Origin of the sequence: Shewanella schlegeliana (genome assembly GCF_016765635.1) — a bacterium.
GTDB lineage: Bacteria > Pseudomonadota > Gammaproteobacteria > Enterobacterales > Shewanellaceae > Shewanella > Shewanella schlegeliana.
Genome location: NZ_JAESVD010000001.1, coordinates 340111 through 366593 on the forward strand (window position 1 = coordinate 340111; position 26483 = coordinate 366593).

At 44.4% G+C, this 26483-nt stretch carries 24 protein-coding genes; 10 read left to right on the forward strand and 14 right to left on the reverse strand.

Annotated elements, in window-relative coordinates:
* Positions 1 to 158 precede the first annotated feature (158 nt).
* Complete coding sequence (gene ppsR, locus JMA39_RS01555; protein WP_202720078.1) at positions 159 to 971, reverse strand: posphoenolpyruvate synthetase regulatory kinase/phosphorylase PpsR; 813 nt, start codon at positions 969 to 971, stop codon at positions 159 to 161.
* A 126-nt stretch (positions 972 to 1097) separates the two neighbouring features.
* Between ppsR and ppsA the strand changes: the two genes are divergently transcribed.
* From ppsA to JMA39_RS01580, 5 genes are all read left to right on the forward strand, one after another.
* Positions 1098 to 3467 carry a phosphoenolpyruvate synthase gene (gene ppsA, locus JMA39_RS01560; protein ID WP_202720079.1) on the forward strand — a complete coding sequence of 790 codons (2370 nt, stop codon included), beginning with the start codon at positions 1098 to 1100 and terminating at the stop codon, positions 3465 to 3467.
* Between the two features lie 151 nt (positions 3468 to 3618).
* Positions 3619 to 6666, forward strand: coding sequence for a D-2-hydroxyglutarate dehydrogenase YdiJ (gene ydiJ, locus JMA39_RS01565; RefSeq protein WP_202720080.1), 3048 nt, complete (start codon positions 3619 to 3621; stop codon positions 6664 to 6666).
* Between the two features lie 65 nt (positions 6667 to 6731).
* Positions 6732 to 7202: a DUF1285 domain-containing protein gene (locus JMA39_RS01570; RefSeq protein ID WP_202720081.1), complete on the forward strand. Its 471-nt coding sequence runs from the start codon at positions 6732 to 6734 to the stop codon at positions 7200 to 7202.
* Positions 7203 to 7356: 154 nt separating this feature from the next.
* A complete protein-coding gene (locus JMA39_RS01575) occupies positions 7357 to 7770 on the forward strand; it encodes a MarR family winged helix-turn-helix transcriptional regulator (RefSeq protein ID WP_202720082.1) in 414 nt (137 codons plus the stop codon).
* A gap of 93 nt (positions 7771 to 7863) precedes the next feature.
* The gene (locus JMA39_RS01580) at positions 7864 to 8280 is read left to right on the forward strand and encodes a PliI family lysozyme inhibitor of I-type lysozyme (RefSeq protein WP_202720083.1); all 417 of its coding nucleotides are present in this window, start codon (positions 7864 to 7866) and stop codon (positions 8278 to 8280) included.
* A 35-nt stretch (positions 8281 to 8315) separates the two neighbouring features.
* Here JMA39_RS01580 and JMA39_RS01585 read toward each other — a convergent pair whose 3' ends face one another.
* Together JMA39_RS01585 and JMA39_RS01590 are read right to left on the reverse strand one after the other, a co-directional pair.
* The gene (locus tag JMA39_RS01585; RefSeq protein WP_202720084.1) at positions 8316 to 8660 is read right to left on the reverse strand and encodes a hypothetical protein; all 345 of its coding nucleotides are present in this window, start codon (positions 8658 to 8660) and stop codon (positions 8316 to 8318) included.
* A 175-nt stretch (positions 8661 to 8835) separates the two neighbouring features.
* Entirely contained in the window at positions 8836 to 9867 is a 1032-nt protein-coding gene (locus JMA39_RS01590; RefSeq protein WP_202720085.1) for a Glu/Leu/Phe/Val dehydrogenase, read from the reverse strand.
* A 263-nt stretch (positions 9868 to 10130) separates the two neighbouring features.
* On the opposite strand from JMA39_RS01590, the gene JMA39_RS01595 reads away from it, so the two are divergent.
* On the forward strand, positions 10131 to 10556 hold the full coding sequence (locus JMA39_RS01595; RefSeq protein WP_202720086.1) for a DUF4826 family protein: 426 nt from the start codon (positions 10131 to 10133) through the stop codon (positions 10554 to 10556).
* 77 nt (positions 10557 to 10633) lie between these two features.
* Here JMA39_RS01595 and JMA39_RS01600 read toward each other — a convergent pair whose 3' ends face one another.
* The 6 genes from JMA39_RS01600 to JMA39_RS01625 form a co-directional block, all read right to left on the reverse strand.
* Complete coding sequence (locus JMA39_RS01600; RefSeq protein ID WP_202720087.1) at positions 10634 to 11764, reverse strand: cupin domain-containing protein; 1131 nt, start codon at positions 11762 to 11764, stop codon at positions 10634 to 10636.
* 116 nt (positions 11765 to 11880) lie between these two features.
* Positions 11881 to 13251 carry an adenylosuccinate lyase gene (gene purB / locus JMA39_RS01605; protein WP_202720088.1) on the reverse strand — a complete coding sequence of 457 codons (1371 nt, stop codon included), beginning with the start codon at positions 13249 to 13251 and terminating at the stop codon, positions 11881 to 11883.
* A 31-nt stretch (positions 13252 to 13282) separates the two neighbouring features.
* On the reverse strand, positions 13283 to 13900 hold the full coding sequence (hflD, locus tag JMA39_RS01610) for a high frequency lysogenization protein HflD (protein WP_202720089.1): 618 nt from the start codon (positions 13898 to 13900) through the stop codon (positions 13283 to 13285).
* Between the two features lie 3 nt (positions 13901 to 13903).
* The gene (gene mnmA, locus JMA39_RS01615) at positions 13904 to 15019 is read right to left on the reverse strand and encodes a tRNA 2-thiouridine(34) synthase MnmA (RefSeq protein ID WP_202720090.1); all 1116 of its coding nucleotides are present in this window, start codon (positions 15017 to 15019) and stop codon (positions 13904 to 13906) included.
* Positions 15020 to 15321: 302 nt separating this feature from the next.
* Positions 15322 to 15774, reverse strand: coding sequence for an NUDIX hydrolase (locus tag JMA39_RS01620; protein WP_202720091.1), 453 nt, complete (start codon positions 15772 to 15774; stop codon positions 15322 to 15324).
* Positions 15767 to 16474 carry an rRNA large subunit pseudouridine synthase E gene (locus JMA39_RS01625; RefSeq protein ID WP_202720092.1) on the reverse strand — a complete coding sequence of 236 codons (708 nt, stop codon included), beginning with the start codon at positions 16472 to 16474 and terminating at the stop codon, positions 15767 to 15769. Before JMA39_RS01625 ends, JMA39_RS01620 begins: the two co-directional genes overlap by 8 nt.
* Before the next feature lie 303 nt (positions 16475 to 16777).
* On the opposite strand from JMA39_RS01625, the gene JMA39_RS01630 reads away from it, so the two are divergent.
* On the forward strand, positions 16778 to 19003 hold the full coding sequence (locus JMA39_RS01630) for an NADP-dependent isocitrate dehydrogenase (protein WP_202720093.1): 2226 nt from the start codon (positions 16778 to 16780) through the stop codon (positions 19001 to 19003).
* 179 nt (positions 19004 to 19182) lie between these two features.
* On the opposite strand, the gene cspD is transcribed toward JMA39_RS01630, so the two are convergent.
* Positions 19183 to 19389, reverse strand: a complete 207-nt coding sequence (gene cspD, locus JMA39_RS01635; RefSeq protein WP_202720094.1) for a cold shock domain-containing protein CspD — start codon at positions 19387 to 19389, stop codon at positions 19183 to 19185.
* A 239-nt stretch (positions 19390 to 19628) separates the two neighbouring features.
* On the opposite strand from cspD, the gene clpS reads away from it, so the two are divergent.
* Positions 19629 to 19937: an ATP-dependent Clp protease adapter ClpS gene (gene clpS, locus JMA39_RS01640; RefSeq protein WP_202720095.1), complete on the forward strand. Its 309-nt coding sequence runs from the start codon at positions 19629 to 19631 to the stop codon at positions 19935 to 19937.
* Positions 19938 to 19974: 37 nt separating this feature from the next.
* Positions 19975 to 22233 carry an ATP-dependent Clp protease ATP-binding subunit ClpA gene (clpA, locus tag JMA39_RS01645; protein WP_202720096.1) on the forward strand — a complete coding sequence of 753 codons (2259 nt, stop codon included), beginning with the start codon at positions 19975 to 19977 and terminating at the stop codon, positions 22231 to 22233.
* A gap of 413 nt (positions 22234 to 22646) precedes the next feature.
* Here the strand turns inward: clpA and infA are convergent, their stop codons facing one another.
* The 3 genes from infA to aat form a co-directional block, all read right to left on the reverse strand.
* On the reverse strand, positions 22647 to 22865 hold the full coding sequence (infA, locus tag JMA39_RS01650) for a translation initiation factor IF-1 (RefSeq protein ID WP_005500725.1): 219 nt from the start codon (positions 22863 to 22865) through the stop codon (positions 22647 to 22649).
* 114 nt (positions 22866 to 22979) lie between these two features.
* The gene (locus tag JMA39_RS01655) at positions 22980 to 23705 is read right to left on the reverse strand and encodes an arginyltransferase (RefSeq protein WP_202720097.1); all 726 of its coding nucleotides are present in this window, start codon (positions 23703 to 23705) and stop codon (positions 22980 to 22982) included.
* The gene (gene aat, locus JMA39_RS01660; protein WP_202720098.1) at positions 23695 to 24405 is read right to left on the reverse strand and encodes a leucyl/phenylalanyl-tRNA--protein transferase; all 711 of its coding nucleotides are present in this window, start codon (positions 24403 to 24405) and stop codon (positions 23695 to 23697) included. Before aat ends, JMA39_RS01655 begins: the two co-directional genes overlap by 11 nt.
* Positions 24406 to 24459: 54 nt before the next feature.
* Between aat and JMA39_RS01665 the strand changes: the two genes are divergently transcribed.
* Positions 24460 to 24936 (forward strand): outer membrane lipoprotein, encoded by a 477-nt coding sequence (locus tag JMA39_RS01665; RefSeq protein ID WP_202720099.1) that lies wholly within the window; start codon positions 24460 to 24462, stop codon positions 24934 to 24936.
* 142 nt (positions 24937 to 25078) lie between these two features.
* Here the strand turns inward: JMA39_RS01665 and JMA39_RS01670 are convergent, their stop codons facing one another.
* Positions 25079 to 26440, reverse strand: a complete 1362-nt coding sequence (locus JMA39_RS01670) for an aminotransferase-like domain-containing protein (RefSeq protein ID WP_202720100.1) — start codon at positions 26438 to 26440, stop codon at positions 25079 to 25081.
* Positions 26441 to 26483: the final 43 nt, after the last annotated feature.

Consider the following 26483-nt stretch of genomic DNA (forward strand, 5'->3'; position numbering starts at 1 on the left):
CTGATTACCTCGGATTATAACTAATAGTTTGGCTGTGCACAGTGGCAATTGCCTTAAAATTGAGGCTAATTTTCATAATCGCGATAATTACTTGATATAAATGAAAGGCTTTATGATAAAAGCCTTTCAATCTGGAACAGATAAAATTGACCTTAAGATTAGAACATATGACGCTTTAATCCGGTTTCTTCTAGAATTTTTGTGGCGATCTCTTCTACCGAATGATTGGTGGTGTTCACAAAAGGAATGCGCTCTTTTTTATACATCATTTCAACTTCTTTAACTTCAACGCGGCATTGACGCAGTGAAGAGTATCGGCTGTTGGACATTCGGCTGTGGCGAATTTCATGGAGGCGTTCAGGATCGATAGTCAGTCCAAACAGTTTATGTTTGTTACGCTTCAATGCTTCAGGCAGTTTGAGGTTGTCCATGTCATCTTCGGTAAACGGGTAGTTTGCTGCCTTTATACCAAATTGCATAGAAAGGTAGAGGCTCGATGGTGTCTTACCACAGCGAGACACTCCCAATAAGATCAGGTCGGCCTTATCCATATGTTTCATGGTTTGGCCGTCATCATTTTCCATGGCGTAGTTAATCGCATCGATACGGGCTTCATAACTTTCATTTGTTTTACCATGAGTACGATGCATTGCTGGAGCAGCAGCAACACCTAGTTGTTTCTCTAATGGCGCGACAAAAGTATTCAAAAAGTCATAATCTAAGCCTTCACTGCTATAGATGATGTCTCTGATCTCCGGTTTTACGATTGAGTGGAAAACTAGCGGTCTTTCACCTGTTGTAATAAAACAATCATTTATTTGTGCTTTAACAGCTTCGGCTTTTGTTTCTGTTTCTACAAACGGAATTGTAAGTGCATCAAACTCAAGTGGAAATTGAGAAAGAACGGCATGCCCAAATACCTCGGCTGTGATCGCTGTCCCATCTGAGATATAAAATACTTTACGCAACATTTCGGCCTCTTGTAGTAATAAAATTACAAATAAAATTATACATTTACGGTTCTTGCCGTGGAGTGTAAGATGCTGCTGCTCTCGTGTGAAGAGCCACACTAAAATATACTTGCGGAGATAAAAACTGTGCAGCAATACGTACTCTGGTATCAAGAATTAGGCATGGGCGATGTTAACAAGGTAGGCGGTAAGAACGCTTCTCTTGGTGAGATGATTAGCAATCTTTCAAATGCAGGTGTTCAAGTGCCTGGTGGATTTGCGACAACGTCTTTTGCGTTCAATGAATTTCTTGAACAAAGTGGACTTAACCAGAAGATATACGAAATTCTAGAAGCTCTAGATGTAGATGACGTGAACGCACTCGCTACAGCAGGTGCACAGATCAGACAGTGGGTTATCGACACCCCATTCCATCCAGAATTTGAGCAAGCGGTTCGCGAAGCCTACGATAAGCTTAGCTCTGAAACAACTGATGCATCTTTTGCAGTTCGCTCTTCAGCGACAGCAGAAGATATGCCAGACGCATCGTTTGCTGGCCAACAAGAAACTTTCCTAAACGTTAAGGGTTATGATGCCGTTTTAGAAGCAACTAAGCATGTATTTGCTTCTTTGTTTAATGACCGCGCAATCTCATACCGTGTCCACCAAGGTTATGACCATAAAGGCGTCGCACTATCTGCTGGTATTCAGCGTATGGTGCGTTCAGACAAAGCAGCTTCTGGTGTTATGTTCACCATGGACACTGAGTCTGGTAACAATGATGTCGTATTTATTACTTCTTCATTTGGCCTAGGTGAAATGGTTGTTCAAGGCGCGGTTAACCCTGACGAGTTTTATGTTCATAAACCAACACTAGTTGCGGGCCATAAAGCGGTTGTACGCCGCAATATCGGTAGCAAGCTTATTCAGATGGTTTACTCAGACGATGAATCTCATGGTAAGCAAGTTAAGATTGAAGATATTGCAGCAGACAAGCGCCGCGAATTCTCAATCAATGATGCAGAAGTACAAGAGCTTGCGAAGCAGGCGATGACTATCGAGAAGCACTACGGTCGTCCAATGGACATCGAATGGGCTAAAGATGGTAACGACGGTAAGTTGTATATCGTTCAGGCTCGTCCTGAAACTGTTCGTTCTCGTGAAGATGTGCAGCTAATTGAACGTTACCACCTTAAAACACAAGGTGATGTGGTTTGTGAAGGTCGCGCAATCGGCCACAAGATTGGTAAAGGTGTCGCTAAGGTACTTAAGTCAATCGAAGATATGGATCAAATCCAACCTGGTGACGTATTAGTTACAGACATGACTGACCCAGATTGGGAGCCAATCATGAAGCGTGCAAGCGCGATTGTAACTAACCGTGGTGGTCGTACTTGTCACGCTGCGATTATTGCACGTGAACTTGGCGTTCCTGCAGTTGTTGGTTGTGGTGACGTAACCGAGCGCATCCAAAATGGTCAAGAAGTTACCGTTTCTTGTGCCGAAGGCGATACAGGTTACATTTACAGCGGTCTTCAAGATTTTGAAGTGATTTCATCACGTGTAGATTCAATGCCTGAACTACCTATGAAGATTATGATGAACGTGGGTAACCCAGACCGCGCATTTGACTTCGCCCGTCTTCCTAATGAAGGTGTAGGTCTTGCGCGTCTTGAGTTCATCATTAACCGTATGATCGGTATTCACCCTAAAGCCTTGCTTGAATTCAACGACCAGACTGCAGAGCTTCAGCAAGAGATCCACGAGATGATTGCGGGTTATGAATCTCCAGTTGAGTTCTATGTTGAGCGTTTAGTAGAAGGTATTGCGACTATCGCATCTGCTTTCCATCCAAAGAAAGTGATCGTTCGTATGTCTGACTTTAAGTCAAACGAATACGCTAACTTGGTTGGTGGTGACCGTTACGAGCCAGAAGAAGAAAACCCAATGTTGGGCTTCCGTGGTGCTAGCCGTTACATCTCTGAATCGTTCCGCGATTGTTTTGCACTAGAGTGTGAAGCGATTAAGCGTGTACGTAATGAGATGGGTCTTAAGAACGTTGAAATCATGATCCCATTCGTGCGTACATTAGGCGAAGCAGAGCAGGTGATTGAGCTTCTTAAAGAGCAAGGCCTTGAGCGTGGTAAAGACGGCTTACGCGTTATCATGATGTGTGAACTACCATCTAACGCACTACTTGCGGACCAGTTCCTTGAGCACTTCGATGGTTTCTCTATCGGTTCAAACGACTTAACTCAGCTAACTCTTGGTCTAGACCGAGATTCAGGCATCATCAGCCACCTATTCGATGAGCGTAATGAAGCGGTTAAGGCTTTACTTGCAATGGCAATTAAAGCGGCAAAAGCTAAAGGTGCTTACGTAGGTATTTGTGGCCAAGGCCCATCTGACCACGCTGATTTTGCGGCTTGGTTAGTTGAGCAAGGCATCGATACAGTATCGCTAAACCCAGATACCGTTATCGATACTTGGTTATATCTAGCTGAAGCTCACGGTTAATATTTTCCGTGTAGGTTTATAGCCTAAATGAAGTGTTGAATCTGCGCGATTTAACATTTTGTTAAAAACATGAAAAAAGCCGCTATTTAGCGGCTTTTTTTTGTTTATAATGAGCCCACAAACTTAAGAATAACAACTGACAGAAGTAATCATGTTACCCAAGTTATCGCATCAGCAGACCCTTGAACCGACTTATCTTTCTTTTTTAACGACTCTTGAAGAAGGGGCTTTTTCTGGAGATATCGATACTCGTTACAGCGCGCGTCTTGCGCAGGCGACCGATAACTCTGTGTATCAGTTTTTACCTCAGGCGGTCATCTATCCCAAGTCCGCTCTAGATGTTCAGATAGCATTAAAGCTGTCGAGCCAAGATGAGTTTGCGCAAGTGGTCTTTAGCGCGAGAGGCGGTGGTACAGGCACTAACGGTCAGTCGCTAACCCATGGCATTATTGTTGACATGTCACGCTATATGAACAAAGTGCTCGAGGTGAATGCCGCAGAAGGCTGGGTAAGAGTGCAGGCGGGTGTGATTAAAGATGCCCTTAATGATGCGCTTCGTCCCCATGGCTTTTTCTTTAGTCCTGATTTATCGACATCAAATCGTGCCACATTGGGTGGTATGATCAATACCGATGCATCCGGTGCTGGCTCATTAGTTTACGGTAAAACTTCCGATCATGTTCTTGGCTTAACTAGCACCTTATTTGATGGCAGTGAGCTTGAAACTCAGCCATTAAATCACCAACAACTCGCCGATCTTGCTGCTGTTACAGATAACCCTTTAGGACAGCAGTTAATCTCTAGTATTGCCGAGATCTGTAAAGGTAATCGTGAACAGATCGAGCAACGCTTTCCTAAATTGAATCGCTTTTTGACCGGATACGATCTGAAAAATGTCTGGGATGATGAATTAGAATACTTTGATTTATCGAGAATTTTAACCGGATCCGAAGGCACGCTGGCGGTGATCACCGAAGCAAAGCTCAATATCACCCCTCTGCCCACATGCCGCATGATGGTCAATATCAAGTATGACTCGTTTGAGTCTGCATTGCGCCACGCGCCGGATCTGGTTAAAGCGAATGCCACCGTAGTTGAAACCGTGGACTCGAAAGTGCTTAACCTTGCAAAAGAGGACATCATTTGGCATTCGGTGTCATCACTTATCCAAGATGTACCTGGTAAAGAGATTGATGGTCTAAACATGGTGGAGTTTGCAGGCGAGCAAGCAGATGTTGAAGCGCGAGTCGCTAAACTTGAAGCCATGTTAACGGCGCAAATAAACCAAAGCGAAGCGGGCTTGCTTGGTTATCAAGTTACATCCGATAAGGCTAGCATCAATACCATCTATGCTATGCGTAAAAAAGCCGTAGGCTTGTTAGGCGCAGCAAAAGGGGCGCGTAAGCCAATCGCGTTTGCCGAAGATACTGCTGTGCCGCCAGAGAAACTGGCCGACTTTATTTTAGAGTTTAGAGCGCTGCTCGATAGCCATCAGCTGCAATATGGCATGTTCGGCCATGTGGATGCCGGTGTGCTTCATGTGCGCCCCGCGCTGGATATGTGTGATGAACACGATGAGCGACTGTTAAAAACCATTTCAGACCAAGTGGCTGAGCTGACTCTTAAGTATGGCGGCTTGATGTGGGGGGAGCATGGCAAAGGAGTGCGCGGTGAATATGGCCCAGCAGTCTTTGGTGAGCATCTATATGATTTATTAGAAGAGGTGAAGGGCCTATTCGATCCATATAATAAGCTCAACCCAGGCAAGCTGGTAGCACCTAAAAACAGCGGCCCGATGCTCTATAACGTCGACAGTGTTAAGCGTGGAGCGTTTGATAGACAAATCCCTATTAAAACCCGTGAAGCGTTTCCCGATGTGATGAATTGTAACGGTAACGGTCTGTGCTTTAACTACAGTCTTTACTCGCCTATGTGTCCATCGTTTAAGGTCACGGGGGATCGGGTGCAATCACCAAAAGGTCGTGCAGGCTTGATGCGCGAATGGCTAAGATTGCTTGAGGCAGAAGGTATTGATGTTAATGAGCTAAGTCGCAGTAAGCCACTTGGATGGCTGCAGCGAGCGCAAAACTCGTTAAAAATCGATAAAGAGTACGATTACTCACATGAGGTCATGGAGTCATTAAAGGGCTGTTTAGCCTGTAAGGCATGCTCGAGCCAGTGCCCTGTTAAAGTCGACGTGCCAAAATTTAGAGCGCAATTCTTTGACCTTTATTATCGCCGTTATCTGCGCCCTGCAAAAGATTACTTAGTTGCGGGGATTGAAGACTCTTTACCTTTGATGGCTTCTGCGCCAAGGTTAGTCAATGCGGTTTCTCAAAACAGCTTAAGCAAGTGGGTCATCAAAAAATCTCTTGGTTATGTGGATGCGCCTGCGCTGTCGGTACCCACCTTAAAGCAACGACTCGAAGGCCATGCTAGCCGCGGCTATGATTTAGCTGCGCTACAGCAAATTCCTGAGACTGAGCGCAGTCAATATGTGCTAGTGGTACAGGACCCATTTAATAGCTTCTATGAGGCGGGGACTGTTTACCATTTTGTACAGTTAATCGAAAAGCTGGGCTTAAAGCCTGTGTTACTGCCATTTAAACCCAATGGTAAGCCTATTCATATTAAGGGCTTCTTAGATAAGTTCGCTCGTACGGCAAAGTCGACTGCTGATTTTCTTAATCAGGTGGCAAAGCTCGAGATGCCAATGGTTGGGATCGATCCTGCTCTGGTGCTCTGTTATCGCGATGAATATGCAGAAGTATTAGGTGGTGCGCGCGGAGACTTCCATGTCAAACTTGCTAATGAATGGTTATTAGAGGTACTTGAGGAGAAGGCACCTCAAGAACGAAAATCTGATTCAGCCAAGACAGAGTTTACTTGGTTTAGTCACTGTACAGAATCCACGGCAAAACCCAATACAGCAAACGAATGGAAAGGGATTTTTGAACACTTTGGTGCAACGCTGCACACGGTGAATCTAGGTTGCTGCGGCATGGCGGGAACTTATGGCCATGAAGCGGAAAACCTTGAACGTTCCAAAGCGCTTTTTGAAATGTCATGGGAGCAAACACTTAGCAAGTTACCTCAATCACAGGTATTGATCTCCGGCTACTCCTGTCGAAGTCAGGTTAAGCGATTTAGTGGCTTTAAGCCTAAACATCCTGTTGAAGCTTTATTCAATTTGCTTTAATCGTACCGAGTAAAAAACTAGCCAATGGCTAGTTTTTTACTATTGGTTGATAGAAAGGAGGGCTTATGACACCTAACAAAACACAGTTAGCTGAAACGGCTAAAAGAGCCGAATTCAGCAAAGCTACAGAAGCGGTATCTGCCCTAGGGGCGTTTCCCTCGCTATGTAACGAGGAGGCCCTATTTGAGATCCGCACGAATGGTGACTGGTTTTATCGTGACAGCCCGTTGCCGGTTAAATTTTGTAAGCTATTTAGCAGTATTTTAAATCGAATAGATAATCAATATTTCCTCATTACTCCAGTTGAAAAACTACGGGTAGCAGTGGTGCAGCAGGCCTTGGTTATAGTGGATTATACGTGCCATCCCGATGGCCCATTTGCACTTAAATCGAGTATTGATACCGAACACCTTATTGCAAATTTTGAACAGTTTATTATTGGTGAAGAGAGTGTCACCTTAACGCTAGATAGAGGCATTATGGCCAAGTTAAATCGTGCTTGTTTTTACCGTTTTATTAACGAGTTTGTTGTCTGACTGGAGCAAATCGATTAGCCAAATAGTTTAATGTTAACCTTGTGATTTATAGGTCATTTGGCTGAGACTTGGCAATAAACTCTCTCGAAAACTAGTTTCTTTTGGTGTAAGTGATAAGATTAGGTGAAGCCTAAAAGAGCCTTGGAGGTGCTGATTGAATCATTTTGAGAGTCTAGGCTACTTGGTGTCTCATCTGAATGTCGATCTACAAAATTTGTTAGATCAACGCCTTAAAAGATACCAGCTAGATATTAAGCTGTGGCCAGTGCTGTTTTCACTCTGGCAAGAAGAGGGCGTTACTCAAACGACACTCTCTAAGCAATGTGATGTTGCAAATTACACTATGACTCGACTGCTCGATCAGTTACAGCAACAAGGGCTAATTACTCGCCATCAAGATGCGGAGAATCGCCGCGCCTTTCAAATCTATCTCACCGATAGTGGTAAAGCACTCGAGCAGGACTTAGTTAGAGAGGCTGAGCGAGTCAATGAAGCCTTTTTAGATAACTTGGCCTTGGATGAGCGCACAACCTTTTTGAAGCTTCTTAATAAGATAAATCGATTTTAGCGTTTTCTTCGTTTTGTCGACAATTTATTGGTAACACTTGCACACTTCTTTTGCCTAGGCTCTAATAATGGTAAACCTTTCTAAGGAGCCGTTATGAGAACGCTATTTGTCACATTATGTGTTATCCCACTATTATGCGCCTGCTCGGTTAATATCAATAAGTCAAAGCCTAAGTCTCAACAGCCGTCATCTAGTCAAGAATGCGTTGGCAGTGGCAGCTTTATCCAGTCTATTAAGTTAGCTAGCGGCGCAAGTTTAGTGGTGGAAGAGGGGCGGTTAGAGCCACGCTCTATAGGCAGTGTGACCGTTAAGCTCTATCGTGACTTGAATGTCGGCGATTTTGCTGGTGCAGTGAGCTTTCCCCGTGATGGCACAATCTTAAAAGCGCTGCTCATAGAAAACGGCAGTAATAAACAGAAGTTATCAATTACCACAGTGACTGCGGGTAGTGGAAATTATCAAGCGAGCCAGTTAGTTTGCATCGAAGGTGACAATATCAAACTGTGCTAATTCATTCTTTAGTACAAGGGAGGTTTCAGCGCCAGTTACCCAAGAATTAGCAGGAATACAGCTGTAACCCCAATGGCCAACATCCCTTGCTGGATCTGCAGACGGCTACGGTACAACTCTCTCTTGCCCTGTTTTAGGCTCGCGACTAAGTTATTTTGCTTGTAAATTCGGCAGACAAGTTGCTCTGTTATAGGGTCTAGTAGTAAGTGTAACTTGGCCGCTTTACCATCGTTTAACATCAGGGTGTACTCGCTCTGTTGGCTAAAATTAAGCTTACTCGAGATGTGTTGTCCATTGATATAGATCTTCTCTAACCCACACCAGTCACTGGCTTGTAGCTCGATGTCATCCTGATTGATCGCGAACTTAAATGTCACCATGATGCGGCCTTTTTCTAATTGCTGTGGCCTTAATTCAAGCAGAGGGAAGTCATCTTTTCCAGTGTACTAGTTTCGATTGCTTAACTTGGCTTGTTATCTATTTGTTGAGCATAGCAATTGTAGGCAAAAAAATACCCAGCAATGTAAGCCGGGTATTTTTTAATGTTTTGTTTGTCTATTTTGCGGCGTCGATAATGGCTCTTGCCATTTCGTCGGCAACGTCACCGGTAGGACGATTTTGCTCATCAGATTGGGCAAAGATGGTGAGCAGGGTGTTGTAGATCTCTTCAACTTTTGCGGTTGCCGCACTAGCATCATAGTCTTTTTCAAATGAAACGTTGATGATGCCACCTGCATTGATGACGTAGTCTGGAGCATACAGAATGCCGAGATCTTTTAGCATCTCACCGTGACGCACTTCACCAAGCTGATTGTTAGCACAGCCTGCAACAATAGTCGCTTTAAGCAGTGGAATAGTAATATCATTAATTGTTGCGCCTAAGGCACAAGGAGCGTACACATCAACTTCTTGATGGTAGATATCTTGTGGAGCTACAACTGTTGCACCAAACTCGCTAGCCACTCTGTCTAGCGATGATTGATGGATATCGGTAACAATCAACTGGGCACCTTCAGCATGTAGGTGACGACAGAGGTAATAACCTACATGGCCAACTCCTTGAACAGAGATCTTAAGCCCTTTAAGGCTATCTAGACCACGCTGGTGCTTAACGGCTGCTTTAATTCCTAAATAGGTACCAAGAGCGGTATACGGTGATGGATCGCCACTCTTGCCCTCTAAACCTGCCATATAGGGGGTTTCTTGATGTGCAATCATGATGTCAGCGGTTGAAACTCCCACGTCCTCTGCTGAGTAGTACTTACCGCCTAAGGTATGAATACAACGACCAAAGGCTCTAAAGAGTGCTTCTCTATCTTCAACTTTGGGATCGGCGATAATCACGGATTTACCACCACCCATAGCGAGGCCTGCAAGGGCGTTCTTATAAGTCATACCACGTGATAAGCGTAATACATCTGTGATGGCTTCGTCATCAGACTCATAGTTCCACATTCTACAGCCACCAACAGCAGGGCCAAGGTTAGTGTTGTGGATGGCGATAATGGCTTTTAAGCCGCTTTCTTTATCATGACAAAATACGACCTGTTCATGGTCGTCGAAAGAGATGTGATTAAAAACTGCCACTTGTTGATCTCCGCTGTGAGCATCGAATTACCACGACTATATTAATACAGTGTGGTCTGCTTGTTATATTTATTGCAGAACGATAGCATTTAGCGATACTCTCAACAAAGTAAAGATTCGGAATATTTGTGACCTATCTGGCAATTTTGCTTTCCACTTTACGTTAACGTAAAGTATTGGCTTGATTTGAGCGTGATAGGTGTGCAAGGTTTTTGTCTGTCTGATAGACAGAAACAAAAATAACAATAAGAAAGGAAGTGTAAATGGCTGAACAAGCAGTAGACCAAGAACAACTTAGACAAGAATGGATTAGAACTCAGTTCCAAAAGGCGAATAAGTTTTTGGCTGAAAAAGGCATCATGCCTGATAAAGTTCACCCTGATGAAAGCCGCTATTTAGCACCTTATGTTGCAATCTGGAAAATCGACTCTAAAAAGCCAAACAAAAAAACATTTTGGGTGATGTCAGGCGATCTGCCATCTGATTATGTCGATATTAGTGTTGCCGCCACTGCTCGTGACGCAGTGCGTCACTTTTCAATGATGTGGCAGATGAAGGCTGAAAACATTCAGCGCTCAGGCTTGACTAAAGATCCTGCTCAGGCAAAATTTGCTCAGCTGTTAGTATCACGAGCTGAGAGCCTCTATAAGATGCAGGCTGATGATTCTATCTGGGGCCCAAGCGCTTAGCTCGGCATAGCTGCCAACACCTATTGAATAAAAGGCATCATTAAGATGCCTTTTTTGATCTTGAGACTTTACCCATATTACTCACCGAAATAGAAATAGCCTCGATTAAGAAGAGTGAGTATAAGCGCTTTTGTTGCTGAGCATTGAAGTAAGAGCGTTGCTTGCTCATTATCAAAACTCAACTTTTCGGCTAATTGAGTGACATTTTTCGCGATAGCCTCAGGGTACTCAAATGCCTCTCCATTGATAAATACTCGTGATACGCTGTCACTCTCTAGTTGTAATAACTTGAGTCCACCAATACGGTAGAGAAGTGCGCCTTGGTTAATATAATCATCTAGCTCTTCAGCGCGATAGACCTCTTGTGGTTCACAAATATCGAGCTCAAAGCGGTTTAGGCTCAGCATCTTGCCGAGGACTGCTTGATAGTGAGTTGGGGAAGAGGCAAATTCTGAGATCAGTGCCATCATTCCCTGTTGATGGTCTGCACTTACTTGGCTTGGTTGGGTTGGTTCACTATTGGATGTGAAACGTTTTAGCCCTATAGCGTTATCGATAAGGTTATCGGCTATTTCACTAAACAGCTCTTGTTGACTTGGAGCGCGAAAACCCATGGAGTAACTCATTGCCGTAGTAATGGTTTGACCTTGGTGTGGGTAACCCGGTGGAATATAAAGTAGATCGCCCTTTTGTAAAATCGCATCGATAATGGGCTCAAAGCCTTCAATTAATGGCGTGGTAGGGTCGTTATTCTTTGGGGCGTATTGGCCTTTATCACCGACGGTCCAATGGCGCTCACCTTCGCCCTGAATAATAAACACATCATAGTTATCGATATGGGCACCGACGCCACCACCTGGGGTTGCAAAAGAGACCATTAAGTCATCGAAGCGCCAGTCTGGCAGAAAACGAAAGGCATTAATGAAGTCTGCAGAGTCAGGATGCCAGTGGTTGAGTGCTTGTACGAGTAATTGCCAATTTTTATCGCCAAATTGAGTGTAGTCCTCGAAGGGCCCTTCAATCATTTGCCAGTCATTCTCTTTGGTCACCACGACTCGTGACGAAACAGCCTCTTCACAGGCAAGACCGGCGAGTTCATCAGGAGTAATAATATCTTCAAAATTTTCAAAGGCATTTCTAATCAATAGCGGCTTTTTTTGCCAATATTGGTCGATAAAGGTTTTTAGATCGAAATTGAGATAATACATAGGTACTAGGGGGCCAGAAGTTGATGAAATAGATAAAAGAAAGGCGTTAAGCCTAAGCTTAACGCCTTATTTGACCCATTTATAGTCGATGGGCTAACTAATCACGCGATAACGCCTTAGTTTAATTCGTCAACAAAAGCTTCAGCACGGCCAATATAGTTAGCTGGCGTCATCTTCTTAAGCTCAACTTTTACTTCTTCAGGTAGCTCTAGACCATCGATGAAGACTGCTAGCTGCTCGCCATCGATACGCTTACCGCGAGTCAGCTCTTTTAGCTTCTCGTAAGGTTTCTCGATACCGTAACGACGCATAACTGTTTGCACAGGCTCTGCTAGCACTTCCCAGTTACCATCAAGTTCTTTACGAAGTTGCTCTTCATTAACTTGTAGCTTGCTGATCCCTTTCAATGTTGATTGATAAGCGATTAGCGAGTGAGCAATACCGACACCTAGATTACGTAGTACTGTAGAGTCAGTAAGGTCACGTTGCCAGCGAGATACGGGTAGTTTAGCCGCTAGGTGCTGCATTAATGCGTTAGCAATGCCTAAGTTACCTTCAGAGTTTTCAAAATCGATTGGGTTGACTTTGTGTGGCATGGTTGAAGAACCAATCTCACCCGCAATCGTCTTTTGTTTAAAGTGGCCCAGTGCGATGTAACCCCAAATGTCACGGTCGAAATCGATCAAAATAGTATTGAAGCGCGCTAGAGCATCAAACAGTTCTGCGATGTAGTCGTGTGGCTCAATTTGAGTGGTGTATGGGTTCCAGTTGATCCCAAGGCTTGTTACGAAGCGCTGTGACAGTGCATGCCAGTCAACTTCAGGGTAAGCAGATAGGTGAGCATTGTAGTTACCAACTGCACCATTGATTTTACCCATGATTTCAACGTTTGAAACCTGAGTTAGCTGGCGCTCTAGACGCACGGCAACGTTAGCCATCTCTTTACCAAGAGTTGAAGGTGAAGCTGGCTGGCCGTGAGTACGAGACATCAGTGGTACTGACTTGTAATCTCTTGCTAATGTCTTGATAGCATCAACAATCTTCTGGCAATAAGGCACAACCACTTGGTCACGTGCTTCTGTTAACATTAATGCGTGAGAAAGGTTGTTAATATCTTCAGAGGTACAAGCAAAGTGAACAAACTCGTCAATAGCAACTAACTCTGCATTATCGGCGATGCGTTCTTTAATAAAGTATTCAACCGCTTTAACGTCGTGGTTGGTGGTCGCTTCAATTTCTTTAACGCGCAGTGCGTCTGCTTCGCTAAAGTTATCTTTGATTTGATCGAGCAAAGCCAATGCAGCTTCGCTAAAAGGTGGAACTTCTTCAATTTCTGGGCAGCTTGAAAGCAGCTTTAGCCAGTTAATTTCGACTTGAACACGGTATTTGGTCAGGCCGTACTCGCTGAAAATCCCTCTTAATGAGGCGGTTTTACTACCATAACGACCGTCTACCGGAGAGATAGCAGTTAGTGCGGAAAGTTCCATTAGAAGCTCCTTGGATGAACTTAGCTTAAAATTATAGGGTGAGGCTTTTCATAGCTGTATCTACTATTGTTTTTCTAGCGAAGACAAGGTGCCTACGCTTGCCTCCTAATTGGCGCCATAGTACTGCACTGCGCATAGCTGACAGCAATAGGGCACGAATTTTTTGTTGGGTTTGGGTACGTTTTAGAAACTCTGGGTTGCCAGAGATCTGTAACTTAGGGCCAAGCTCACTAATAATGTCGCTGTAAATACCGGCAAAATTAGCAATAACTTGCTCGTCGGTGATTTCAAAGTGATTCAATTGACGATGAATTTGGTTGATGCGCTCAGCAAGCATTCCCATGGCATTAGAAGAGCGCGTTAGTTTGCGCTCCAATGCTAAAATACCCACGAGGTAACGAGTTACCTCGACATCCTTCTGCTTTGAATCGCCAAGCTGGCTAACAATCAGTTCGTAACCTTTTCGTAAGGCAAATTTGTCAGCATAAACATCACTGGTGCTTTCAGGATTAGTTACCAAAACTGATTGTAGACTGGCTGCTAATGCCTCTTTATCTGAGTCACCATGTCTTGCAATATACTGAACTTGGGCCACTGCTTGTAAAATACCCGCAAAGGCCATCGTACGTTCAAACAGCTGATCACTCATTGATTAATCTCTTATTAGTGCGTCAATAATGCCGCCACCAAGACAAATTTCACCATCATAAAATACTGCTGATTGCCCTGGCGTTACAGCCGCAACTGGGTTATCAAACATGACGCGTAAAACATCGTCACTGTCGTAGGTTACACGACAAGGTACATCGTGCTGACGGTAGCGAGTCTTGACGGTGATTTGGGCGCCGTCAGCAGGGCCTTTTCTGTCAACCCAATGTAATTGGTTGGCAATCAAGCCATCAGACATTAGGCGAGGGTGGTTACCACCTTGGCCTACGATTAGCACATTGCGTACAAGATCTTTCTCGACCACGTACCAAGGATCTTCGTTGCTATTCTTCAAACCGCCGATACCTAGACCCTTACGCTGTCCAAGGGTGTGATACATCAAACCTTGGTGGGTACCAATCACTTCGCCTTCGCTGGTTTCGATATTACCCGGTTGGGCTGGCAAGAAAGTTTGTAGGAAATCGGTAAATTTACGCTCGCCGATAAAGCAGATCCCGGTGCTATCTTTTTTATCGTGGGTGATAAGCCCCATTTCTTTGGCGATTTCACGCACTTCACTCTTTTCTAATTCGCCGACAGGGAATAGAGAGCGTGCGACTTGCTCGTGACTCAAGGTGTAGAGGAAGTAACTTTGATCTTTATTTCCATCGATACCGCGTAGCATCTGGCTAGTGCCATCAACATCGCGGCGGCGCACATAATGGCCCATGGCGATATAGTCGGCATCTAAGATCTCATCTGCAAATTCGAGGAAAGCTTTAAACTTAATCTCTTTATTACACATGATATCGGGATTTGGAGTGCGGCCGGCTTTGTATTCGGCTAAGAAATACTCAAACACGTTATCCCAGTATTCTGAGGCAAAGTTAACTGTATGCAGTTTAATACCAAGCTTATCGCAGACAGCCTGTGCATCTTTAAGGTCTTCGGCTGCCGCGCAATATTCATCCGTGTCATCTTCTTCCCAGTTCTTCATGAACAGGCCTTCAACCTGATAGCCCTGTTTCATTAACAGGTAGGCTGAAACTGATGAATCTACACCACCGGACATGCCGACGATGACTTTTTTACCAAGATGAGTGGGTTCGATTGACGTCATAAATCCTAAAAAAACCTTTGTGTTTACTGAATAGTGCTACGAATCAGCAGATCGCTGAATGGCTTATTCATACAATGTGCTGGTATCAGACCGCGGCTTTCTGCGGGTGCATATTCTATCATGCATTATGGGACTGGGCTATCTAGCAGGTCTTTATCTTTTGCCTTTATCAATCTTAGGGAGAAATATTTGGGTTTAACAGGGACTGAAAGTGACATTGTGAGCTGTTTTCAAAGGGCTAACAGAGAGAAAGTTTACCAATAGAGGCTACCTCGTCAACTCCTAGGCGCTTTTAGTTAAGCTTATACATATTCATCATCGATAATCTCCAATGGATAGTGTTTCCCATCCAAGTAATCATCGATAGATTTAAGGACTAAAGGGCTGCGATGACAGCTGCTTAACTGGTTGATTTCATCAAGGCTTAACCACTTGAGCGCATTGATAGTCGGATCTTCAGGTTTTGAGGTTAACACTTTGTCTAATTTGACAAAAAAGGTATACCGTACAAATGAGAGTACCTCACTGGCACGATATTGATAGATCCCAACGAGTCCTTGAGGCTGGAGAGCTAAACCAGTCTCCTCTTTAACCTCACGAATACAGGCATCGACTATCGATTCATCGGCTTCAATGTGTCCCGCAGGCTGATTGTATTTAAGTTCACCAGCAATCAACTCTTCTACAATAAGGAACTTCTCCTGAGCCTCAATAACGCAGGCGACTGTGGTATAGGGTCTATAACGCTCAGCCATTAGGAGTACTTTTCATATCGATCTGTCTAAATTCACCATTTTTAAGATCATCTAGACTCCATTGGCCTATTTTATAGCGGATTAATCTTAAGGTTGGAAAGCCAATGTGCGCCGTCATACGTCTAACTTGGCGGTTGCGGCCTTCACAGATCTGGATCTCTAACCAAGTGGTCGGAATATTGGCTCTTTCACGGATCGGTGGAGTTCTTTCCCATACCTTTGGCTTATTCATAATTTGGATTTTAGCTGGGAGAGTCATGCCATCTTTTAGCTCAACGCCTTGGCGTAGTTTCTCGAGATCTTCGTCTGTTGGTGCTCCTTCGACCTGGGCCCAATAGGTTTTATAAGTTTTCTTTTTGGGTTCAGTAATTTGGGATTGTAACTTACCGTCGTTGGTGAGCAGGAGTAGTCCTTCGCTATCTCTGTCTAAGCGACCTGCGGCATATACACCGGGCACAGGAATAAAATCTTTAAGCGTTTGCCTACCTTGTTCATCGGTAAACTGACACAGAACGTCAAAAGGTTTGTTAAATAGCACTATGACAGGATTGGCAACTGTTTTAGCTTTCGGTCGGTTTCTATTGTTGACTCTGCTTTGAGGCTTTGCCGCAGTCTTGTTACTGGCACTATTGGTAAAGCTTGAAGAGCGAGTCTTGTTGCTTTTTCTTGTTGGTGTTTTTTTTGAAAATGGCTGTGTCACGCTACAATACTTTTCATCTTTGAATGATATTTACCTATTGTACTGCGCATTGGCTATTAGTGGAATTTGAATATTGCGTGGAATGTTTTATGATGTCGGCATCTTAAAAGTGTGATCCGCAACTAATATTTTTTATTTGTGAGAGTTGCGGCGAATAATCTTGTTGGCTTATTACGCGCAAAGTAGCATAAGTTATCATCAATAAAACAAAACGATAGGGTTAGCCCACGACTGATTTTTAATCTAAGAAAAACACAATAATTATTATAAAAATCATAAATTCAAATCAATGTAGGACACAAAATGAACGATAAGACATCAACGATCATCTATACCGAAACAGATGAAGCACCAGCATTAGCCACACTCTCTTTGTTACCTATTATTCAAAAGTTCACTCAAACCGCGGGCGTTGATGTAGAAACTCGCGATATTTCTCTTTCGGGTCGTGTGATTGCTAACTTCCCTGAGAAGCTAACCGCTGAGCAACGCATCGGCGATGCACTTGCAGAATTGGGCGAGCTGGCGAAAAAGCCTGAAGCAAACATTATTAAGCTGCCTAATATCAGTGCATCAATTCCACAACTTAAAGCTTGTATTCTTGAGTTACAGAACAAGGGGTACGATATCCCTAACTATCCAGATGAGCCTGCTAACGATGTTGAAAAAGAGATCCAGGCGCGTTATGACAAGATTAAAGGCAGTGCGGTAAATCCAGTATTACGTGAAGGTAACTCAGATCGCCGCGCACCAAGTTCGGTCAAAAAGTTTGCACAGAAGAACCCACATTCAATGGGGCAATGGCTACCAGATTCTAAGTCTCATGTTGCTCATATGAGTGAAGGGGATTTTTATGGTAGCGAAAAGTCAGTCACCGTTGCTGAAGCGGGCAGTGTATCTATCGTACTAAACAGGACCGATGGTTCTGAGCTTGTGCTACGAGACGGTATTGCACTGCAAGCGGGTGAGGTTATCGACTCTGCGGTGATGAGCAAAAAAGCACTGGTTGAGTTTTACGAGCGTGAAACTAATCTGGCAAAAGAGCAGGATGTATTACTGTCGCTGCACTTAAAAGCCACCATGATGAAAGTGTCAGATCCCATTTTGTTTGGTCATGCAGTTAAAGTTTACTACAAAGACGTGTTTGCTAAGCACGGCGCACTATTTGAAGAGCTAGGTGTCGATGTTAACAATGGTGTGGGTGATGTTTACGCAAAGATTGCCAACTTGCCAGCAGAGCTGAAGGCCGAGATCGAAGCCGACTTAGCCGCCGTTTATAAAGAGCGTGCAGAGCTTGCGATGGTGGATTCAGATAGAGGGATCACCAACTTACATGTACCAAGCGATGTGATTATTGATGCATCAATGCCTGCGGCAATTCGTACATCTGGGCAGATGTGGGGTCCAGATGGTCAGCTAAAAGATATGAAGGCGATGATCCCAGATCGTTGTTATGCTGGTGTCTATCAAGAAACAATTGATTTTTGTATTAATAACGGTGCGTTCGATCCTAGCACCATGGGGAGCGTGCCAAATGTTGGCCTTATGGCACAAAAAGCAGAAGAGTACGGTAGCCATGATAAGACATTTGAGATTGTAGCTGCTGGTACAGTCAACATTGTTGACCAAACCGGCAACGTCTTAATGTCTCATCAAGTTGAGCAAGGCGATATTTTCAGAATGTGTCAGGTCAAAGATGCGCCTATCCGTGACTGGGTGAAACTTGCAGTTAACCGTTCACGCCTGTCGGCAACACCTGCAGTATTTTGGTTAGATGCGTCTCGTGCTCATGATGCTGAAATAATTAAGAAAGTTGAGCTTTACCTTAAGGAGCATGATACCTCAGGCCTTGAGCTTCACATCATGTCACCAGTTGAAGCGACACGCTTCACATTGGACCGTGTCAAAGCGGGTAAAGATACTATCTCGGTAACGGGCAACGTTCTACGCGATTATCTGACCGATCTGTTCCCTATTTTAGAATTAGGTACCAGTGCGAAGATGCTATCTATCGTGCCGTTGATGAACGGCGGCGGCTTATTTGAAACTGGTGCGGGTGGTAGTGCGCCTAAGCATGTTCAGCAGGTTGAGAAAGAGGGGCATCTACGTTGGGATTCATTAGGCGAATTCCTCGCCCTCGCCGCATCGTTAGAGCACCTAAGTCAAACAACGGGCAACGCTAAAGCACAGGTTCTAGCCGATACGCTTGATGTTGCAATCGGTCAGTTCCTCGATAGCAATAAATCGCCTTCACGTCGAGTGGGTGAACTGGATAACCGTGGCAGTCATTTCTATCTGGCGATGTACTGGGCACAAGCATTGGTTGCACAAGCTGCTGATGCACAACTACAGGCGGAGTTTGCCGCATTGGCCGAGTCACTCACAAGCAATGAAGATAAGATTGTCGCTGAGTTAAATGGGGTTCAGGGACCTGCTGTTGATTTAGGGGGTTATTACCGTTTAGACGCGAATAAGGCCAAAACAGCAATGTGTCCGAGTGTCACACTCAATGCATTGATTGCTGGTTAGCATGACTAAGGCCTGTTATCAGATACAGGCCTTTTTTATTCATTTGCATAATGATTGAGACAATAAAAAAGCAGAGTAGGCTAACCACTCTGCTTTTTTTATCTCTTATCGCAACCTATACCAAGCTAAACAAGTATTTGCTCAATTTTGATCTGAACGCATACTTAGCTAGATTGGTATCAGTTTGTTGGCGATATCGCTGACGCGTGCATCCCTTTTGGACCTGCTTCTACTTCAAAATTGACTGGTTGGCCTGCTTTTAGAGTTCGATAGCCTTCCATTTCAATGGTAGAATAGTGTGCAAAAACGTCTTCACCGCCAGCATCAGGGCATATAAACCCGAATCCTTTGGCGTTGTTGAACCATTTAACAGTTCCGCTTGCCATACTTCCACTTCCTTCTGTTGTCTACTTCCCAGTAAGATAGTAAAACTTATCAACGAGGAAACTCCTCGCTTAATGAACAGAATGAAAGCTGAATAAGTGGTTGTCAAGATAAAATTAACAAAAAAGCAACAAATGGTAACAAGTCGTACCTGAATGCGATTCGTTATGATTTGTTGAATAAACAGACTGAGTTACATAATCAATTGGTACAAGCCAAAACTAGAGGCTAATATTGAAATATGAGCAGAACAGAAAATATTGAGCATGTCGAAGAGAGTGTTGAATCAGAACTTAAACGCCCTTCTATGTATAAAGTGATTTTAAACAATGATGATTACACACCGATGGACTTCGTCATTGAGATTTTACAACTGTTTTTTAAGAAAGATGAGCAGCAAGCGACGGAAATCATGCTGGCAATCCATCACAAAGGAAAAGGGATCTGCGGAATTTACCCTTTTGGTATTGCTGAAACTAAGGTTGCGCGAGTAAATCAATTTGCAAGACAAAACCAACATCCGTTACTGTGTTCATTAGAGGAAGCCTGATTTGGCTGATTCTGTAGTTAATTTTTAGGGGGTGCTTATGCTAAATAAAGATCTTGAAGTCACCTTAAACCTGGCTTTTCAGCAAGCCAGAGATGCACGTCATGAGTACATGACGGTTGAGCATCTATTGTTGGCATTAATTGATAACCCAGCCGCACAAGAGGCGTTAGTTGCTTGCGGTGCAAATCTTGAGAAATTAAGAGATGAAGTCTCAAACTTCATTGAACAGACTACGCCTATTATCTCCGATCCAGAGGATGAAAAAGAGACTCAACCGACACTCGGTTTTCAACGTGTACTGCAGCGCGCCGTATTTCATGTGCAATCATCTGGCCGCAATGAAGTCACTGGTGCTAATGTCTTAGTCGCCATTTTCAGTGAGCAAGAATCTCAAGCTGTTTACCTGCTTCGCACTGGCGATGTAACGCGTCTAGATGTGGTCAACTATATCTCCCACGGCTTTTCGAAAAATGATATCGATACCGATTCAGAACCTAACCGTATTGAAGATCAAACCGAGACCGAAGAGGAGCGCAGCATCCTGTCTCAGTTTACCGCCAATTTAAATGAGCTAGCTAAGAGCGGTAATATCGACCCGCTAATTGGCCGAACCGATGAGATTGAGCGTTCTATCCAAATTCTTTGTCGCCGTCGTAAGAATAACCCGTTACTTGTGGGGGAGGCTGGTGTCGGTAAAACGGCGATTGCCGAAGGCTTAGCTTATCGCATCGTGAAGGAGGAAGTGCCCGAAGTGATGAGCGCAGCGACGGTATACTCGCTCGATTTAGGCGCACTGCTTGCGGGCACCAAATATCGCGGTGATTTCGAGAAGCGTTTCAAAGGTCTCCTCAAAGAGCTGGCTAACGATGAGCACGCAATTTTATTTATCGATGAGATCCACACTATTATTGGTGCAGGCTCTGCTTCAGGTGGCGTCATGGATGCCTCTAATCTACTTAAGCCGCTATTATCAAGCGGTAAGCTTCGCTGCATGGGCTCAACTACGTTCCAAGAGTATCAGAGCATTTTTGAGAAGGATCGCGCGTTAGCCCGTCGTTTCCAAAAGGTGGATATTAATGAGCCATCAGTCGCAGAGACAACGAAGATCTTGCAAGGCCTGAAGTCGAAGTATGAAGAACACCACAATGTGCGCTATACCTTGGCTGCATTGAGTGTTGCGGCGAGACTATCGGATAAACACATTAATGACAGACATCTGCCTGATAAAGCTATCGATGTGATCGATGAAGCGGGAGCGCGTATGGCGATGCAGCCTGCGAGTAAACGTAAAAAGACCATTGGTCAGCCAGAGATTGAAGCGATTATCGCCAAGATGGCGCGTATTCCTGAGAAGTCGGTATCGAGCTCTGATAAGGATATGCTTAAAAATCTTGAGCGTAACCTTAAGATGGTGGTATTTGGTCAAGATCTTGCCATTGAGGGCCTTAGTTCGGCTATTCGCTTGTCTCGAAGTGGATTGGGCGGTGAAAATAAACCTGTAGGTAGCTTCTTGTTTGCAGGCCCTACCGGTGTGGGTAAGACAGAGGTTACTAGTCAGCTCGCCAAATGTTTAAGCTTGAATCTGGTTCGATTCGATATGTCTGAATATATGGAAAGCCATACTGTGTCACGCTTGATTGGTGCCCCACCGGGTTATGTTGGCTATGATCAGGGCGGTTTGTTAACCGATGCCGTGATTAAGAACCCTCATTGTGTTGTGCTGCTCGATGAGATTGAGAAGGCTCACCCTGATGTGTACAACTTGCTGCTACAGGTGATGGATCACGGTACATTGACCGATAACAATGGTCGTAAGGCTGACTTTAGACACGTCACCTTAGTGATGACCACCAACGCGGGTGTTCAAGAAACCATTCGTAAATCGATCGGTTTTAAGCAGCAAGATCATACTCAAGATGCGTTATCGGAAATCAATAAGGTGTTCTCACCTGAGTTTCGTAATCGTCTCGACTCGATTATCTGGTTTAACCATCTAGATATGACAGTTATCGCCAAAGTAGTCGATAAGTTCCTAGTAGAGCTGCAAGCTCAGCTTGATGATAAGTCTGTGACGCTTGAAGTCAGCGATGAGGCCAGAACGCTGCTCGCGGAGAAAGGCTATGACAAGTCGATGGGCGCACGTCCAATGGCGCGTGTGGTGACTGAGCTTATTAAGCGACCTTTAGCCGATGAGATCTTATTTGGTGAGCTAGAGAAGGGTGGTGTTGCTCGAGTCGATGCCAAAGGTGATGAGATAGTGATCACCACTGAGTCTCTTGAGAAAGTCGCTCATTAGGCTGATACAAGCTGTTAAGGTTCAATAAGCGATACCAATCAGTATAAAGATTGGGTCGCTCAGCGAGAGTTTAGCGGCACTGAGACAAGACAACGAGTGAAGAGCATAGTTATTCTACGGTTAAGCTCGTTAACGCAGTATCAGAGCCGCTAAAACTCGCCATTCTGGAGCGTTTTGGCTGCCTGCTTCTGCGTTGAAAAGCTTCACAAGGGAATAATCATTCTTTCAGCTATTCCCCTTGAATGAGTTTGCCAAAAAACGCTCTGAGTAGATCAACTTCTTATACAGATTGGTATGACATTAGCCTGTCATTTATTGGTTCAGCTTAAGCTCTAAAGTGAAAAACCGTAAATTACAGATAACAAAAAGCCGGCAGTGCCGGCTTTTTAATATACGTTACATTGGCTAATAACTTAGCGTGAACGGAAGACGATGCGTCCTTTGCTCAAATCGTAAGGTGTCAGCTGAACCGTTACCTTGTCACCCGTCAAAATACGGATGTAGTTTTTACGCATTTTTCCTGAAATGTGTGCCGTTACGACATGACCATTTTCAAGTTCTACACGAAACATTGTATTTGGCAAGGTTTCAAGGATTGTGCCTTGCATTTCAATGTTGTCTTCTTTCGCCATTAATCAGTTATCCTGTTAGCCTTCAAATAATAAAAACGGGCGTATCATGCCGCAAATTCATGCTGCTGTAAAGCAAAGTTATCTACAACACCCTCTGTAAAGCCCCGTTACGTCTTAATTGGTAATGTTTTTTATATCGATTTCGGTCACCCAACCTGAATGTGTCAAAATTTGATGGGGTCGGTAATCGCGTTTGTAGTTCATTTTTCTTGATTCATCAATCTGATAGCCAAGATATAAATATTGCTTCTTCATCATCTTAGCAATCTGGGTTTGCAGTAAAATGAGTAGGCTGCCTAATGAGCGGCTATGTAGCTCAGGTGCAAAATAACTATAGATAGCCGACAAGCTATGGGGAAGTACATCGGTAACAGCTACACCTACGAGCTCATCATCGAGTCTTAGCTCAATAAACAGAGGCTGTATCCAAGCGGCAGTAGCAAAGCTATCATACTGCTCAGGAGTTGCTGGGTACATAGGACCATCGTGATGACGTGTATTGACGTAACGCTCGTATAGTTCATATTGCTGTGCTGTTTTATGATCGATTATCTTCCAGCTTAAATCTTGATTGTTTTTTAATGTTCTCTTCTGCCTCTTGGAGAGTTTAAATTCGTCCATATCTAACCTAATAGGAAGACATGCGCTGCACAGAGGGCACTGGGGTTTATAGATCATGCTGCCGCTGCGACGAAAGCCGAGTGCAAGCAGCTGCTCGAACAAGTTAGGGTCGATCACCTCTTCTTGCAATACCAGTAACTGTTCTTGCTGGCTGTCTAGGTAACTACAAGGAAAAACTTTGGTTCTGCCAACGGTGACGGGTCTAGATTTAGAGTTCAATGAATACCTCGGATTTGCGCCAGCTATCGGCTTTTACAGTTCCCTCTCTGAGGTGAGCTAATAGCTTGAGAAAATCATCACGCTTAATGGATTTAGCCCCTAGGCTGTCTAAATGTGGGTTGACCACTTGTGCATCGATGAGCTTAAAGCCACTGCGTTTCAAATGTTGCTGTAATACGATCATAGCAGCTTTAGAGGCGTTCGTTGTACGATGAAACATAGATTCGCCACAAAAAACCTGTCCAATAGCGAGACCATATAGACCGCCGACTAACTCATTACCTTGCCAAACCTCTAGAGAGTGGGCATGGCCTTGCTGATGCAAAGCCAGATAGGCTTGTTGAATTTCACTAGAGATCCAGGTGCCATCTTGCCCAGCTCTAGGCTCCGCACAGCCAGTAGTGACAGCGCTAAAGTCATGATTAATTGTGTAAGTCCAATCTTGTTTTTTAAGGTATTTGACTAAACTGCGACTGATTTTCATATTACCGGGCACAAACACCGCGCGGGGATCAGGTGACCACCATAAAATCGGATCATCGAGATTAAACCAAGGAAAAATACCATTGTAATAGGCGTTTAGTAAGCGCTCAGGCTGCAAGTCTCCGCCAACGGCCAGCAAACCATTAGGCTCGCTCAAGGCTTGTTCTGGAGGGGGAAACCCTTGCTGTGTGTGATTTAAATAGGACAGTGAGTTCACAATTGAGTAAGATTAATAAATATACTTACCCTTAAAGTTAGCGGAAAAAGGCTTATGTTGAAACATCATCTTATTGTTTTCACAGTTATCTGTTTATTTTTTGCTATACCGAGCTCATTCGCTGCGCCCTATGATCGCAATCAGGCGGTGCCGGTGGAGAAAGTGGAATTCGGTCAAGTCATTTCGGTGCGCAATATCACTGAGAAGCAGCTGGTAGAAGATCGCAATACTGGCTGGAAAACCTTCGGTGGTGCGCTGATTGGTGGTGTTATCGGCCATCAGTTTGGTGGCGGCTCAGGTCAAGATGTGGCAACGGTTTTAGGCGCACTATTGGGCGCTGGAGTGGGAAATCGATATGGCGATAGTTCTTACTATCAAGAGCTAAGGTTAGTGGAGATGATGATCTCCCTAGACACAGGCGAGCAGGTGATGGTTCTTCAAGATTTAGATCCCGGCATGATATTTAATGTCAATGACGAGGTCAGAGTGGTTTACTTGCAAGGCTTCGTCAGAGTCGATCGCCAGATGTAGCTGTAGCGATAGCCTAGCAAATAGATACTTAATCACGAAAAGCCGCTAAATTAGCGGCTTTTTCTATCCCATGGTGGGGTTATCACCTTGCTAGCGTATAAATCACTACGTGATAGCCGTTAGCGCACTTTCCACTAGGAGTTTATACCACTGAGTAGGCCGATTGCTTGAGCTGACGTATGGTGGACTCAATAATGTTCAGTTGCTGGCTAAACTGTTGCTCGTCAAGGGCGGCACCAGTGCTGAGACGAATGAAGTTATCATGGTTATTAAAGTCATCACCGTTTCGAATGAGTATGCCTTTTTGGGCTAAGGCGGTAACCACATGGTGTGCCTTTAGCGGCGCTTTTAGTTGCAGCCAACCATTGAGTCCGCGCCAGGTTTGTTTTAGTTGAAGTCGCTCTCCCATAGCAATGCACAGCGCTTGTCTATTGGCTATCAGTTGTTCTCGTTGGCCCATGAAGTCATTGTTTTCGATGATCAGGCAAGCAAGTTCGGTATTGAGCGGAGATACCATCCAGCATTGACTATATATCGCTTTTTTCACTGGGCCAATAATCCTGCTTGGAATGAGTAAAAAGCCTTGTCGTAATCCGCCACAGAACATTTTTGACAGGCTCGATAGGTAAATCACGCACTGCTGATCTTCATTAGCAGTTTGATCGAGTGACCACATAGGTGTATGCCATTCATTGGGAAGGCAGTAATTCACATCGTCTTCGATGATCACGACTTGATTGCTTCTGGCTAAGGTAATAATTGCTTCACGCTGAGCAGCACTGTATTGAATACAGGTTGGGTTTTGATTATTTGGCGTCAAGTACAGTACTTTGGGTTTACACTGAACCATCTTTTGTTCCAGTTCAGCTAAGTTTAGCCCTTCATCAGTCAATGACACGGGTATCGTTTTGAGTCCTAACTGCTCTGCTGCAACATGGATCCCCGGATAGCAACTCGCTTCACAAAGTAGCGATTCTCCCGCTTGCATTAAGCCGTTAAGAATAGAAAAGAGCCCCTGTTGACCACCATGAGTAAACACTATTTGTTCGCTCATTTGTGGAATATTACGTCGATGTAGCCATTGGCTGAACTTGAGCTGATGTTCACTTAACGGCTCGGCATGGTATTGCATCAATTGAGTTAAACGCTGTGGTGTTTTCGCTAGTTGGTTGAGTGCATCGCTCAAAACGGCAGTTTGGTTAGTGAATGGCTGTTGGCAGGTGGCGAAGTTTGCTTTTTGGTCCGTTGCCCGAAAATCACTGGATTTGACGAAAGTCCCTGCGCCAACTTTTGCCTGTACATAGCCGCGTTGCTCTAGCAGTGCATAAGCGCGGGTAACTGTTCCCACTGTGATCCCCAACTTATCTGCAAGCAACCTTTGGGGGGGCAGCTTGGCGTGCGCCGTTAGCTCCCCGCTTTTTATGGCATCTTCTGCCGCTTGTGCGAGGCGCGAATACTTAGCACCTGTGTAGTTTTCTAAGTTAGGACTCCAAATTGTACCCATGACAATAAAACCATTGTATTCGACTTTGTATTGATTATTATGC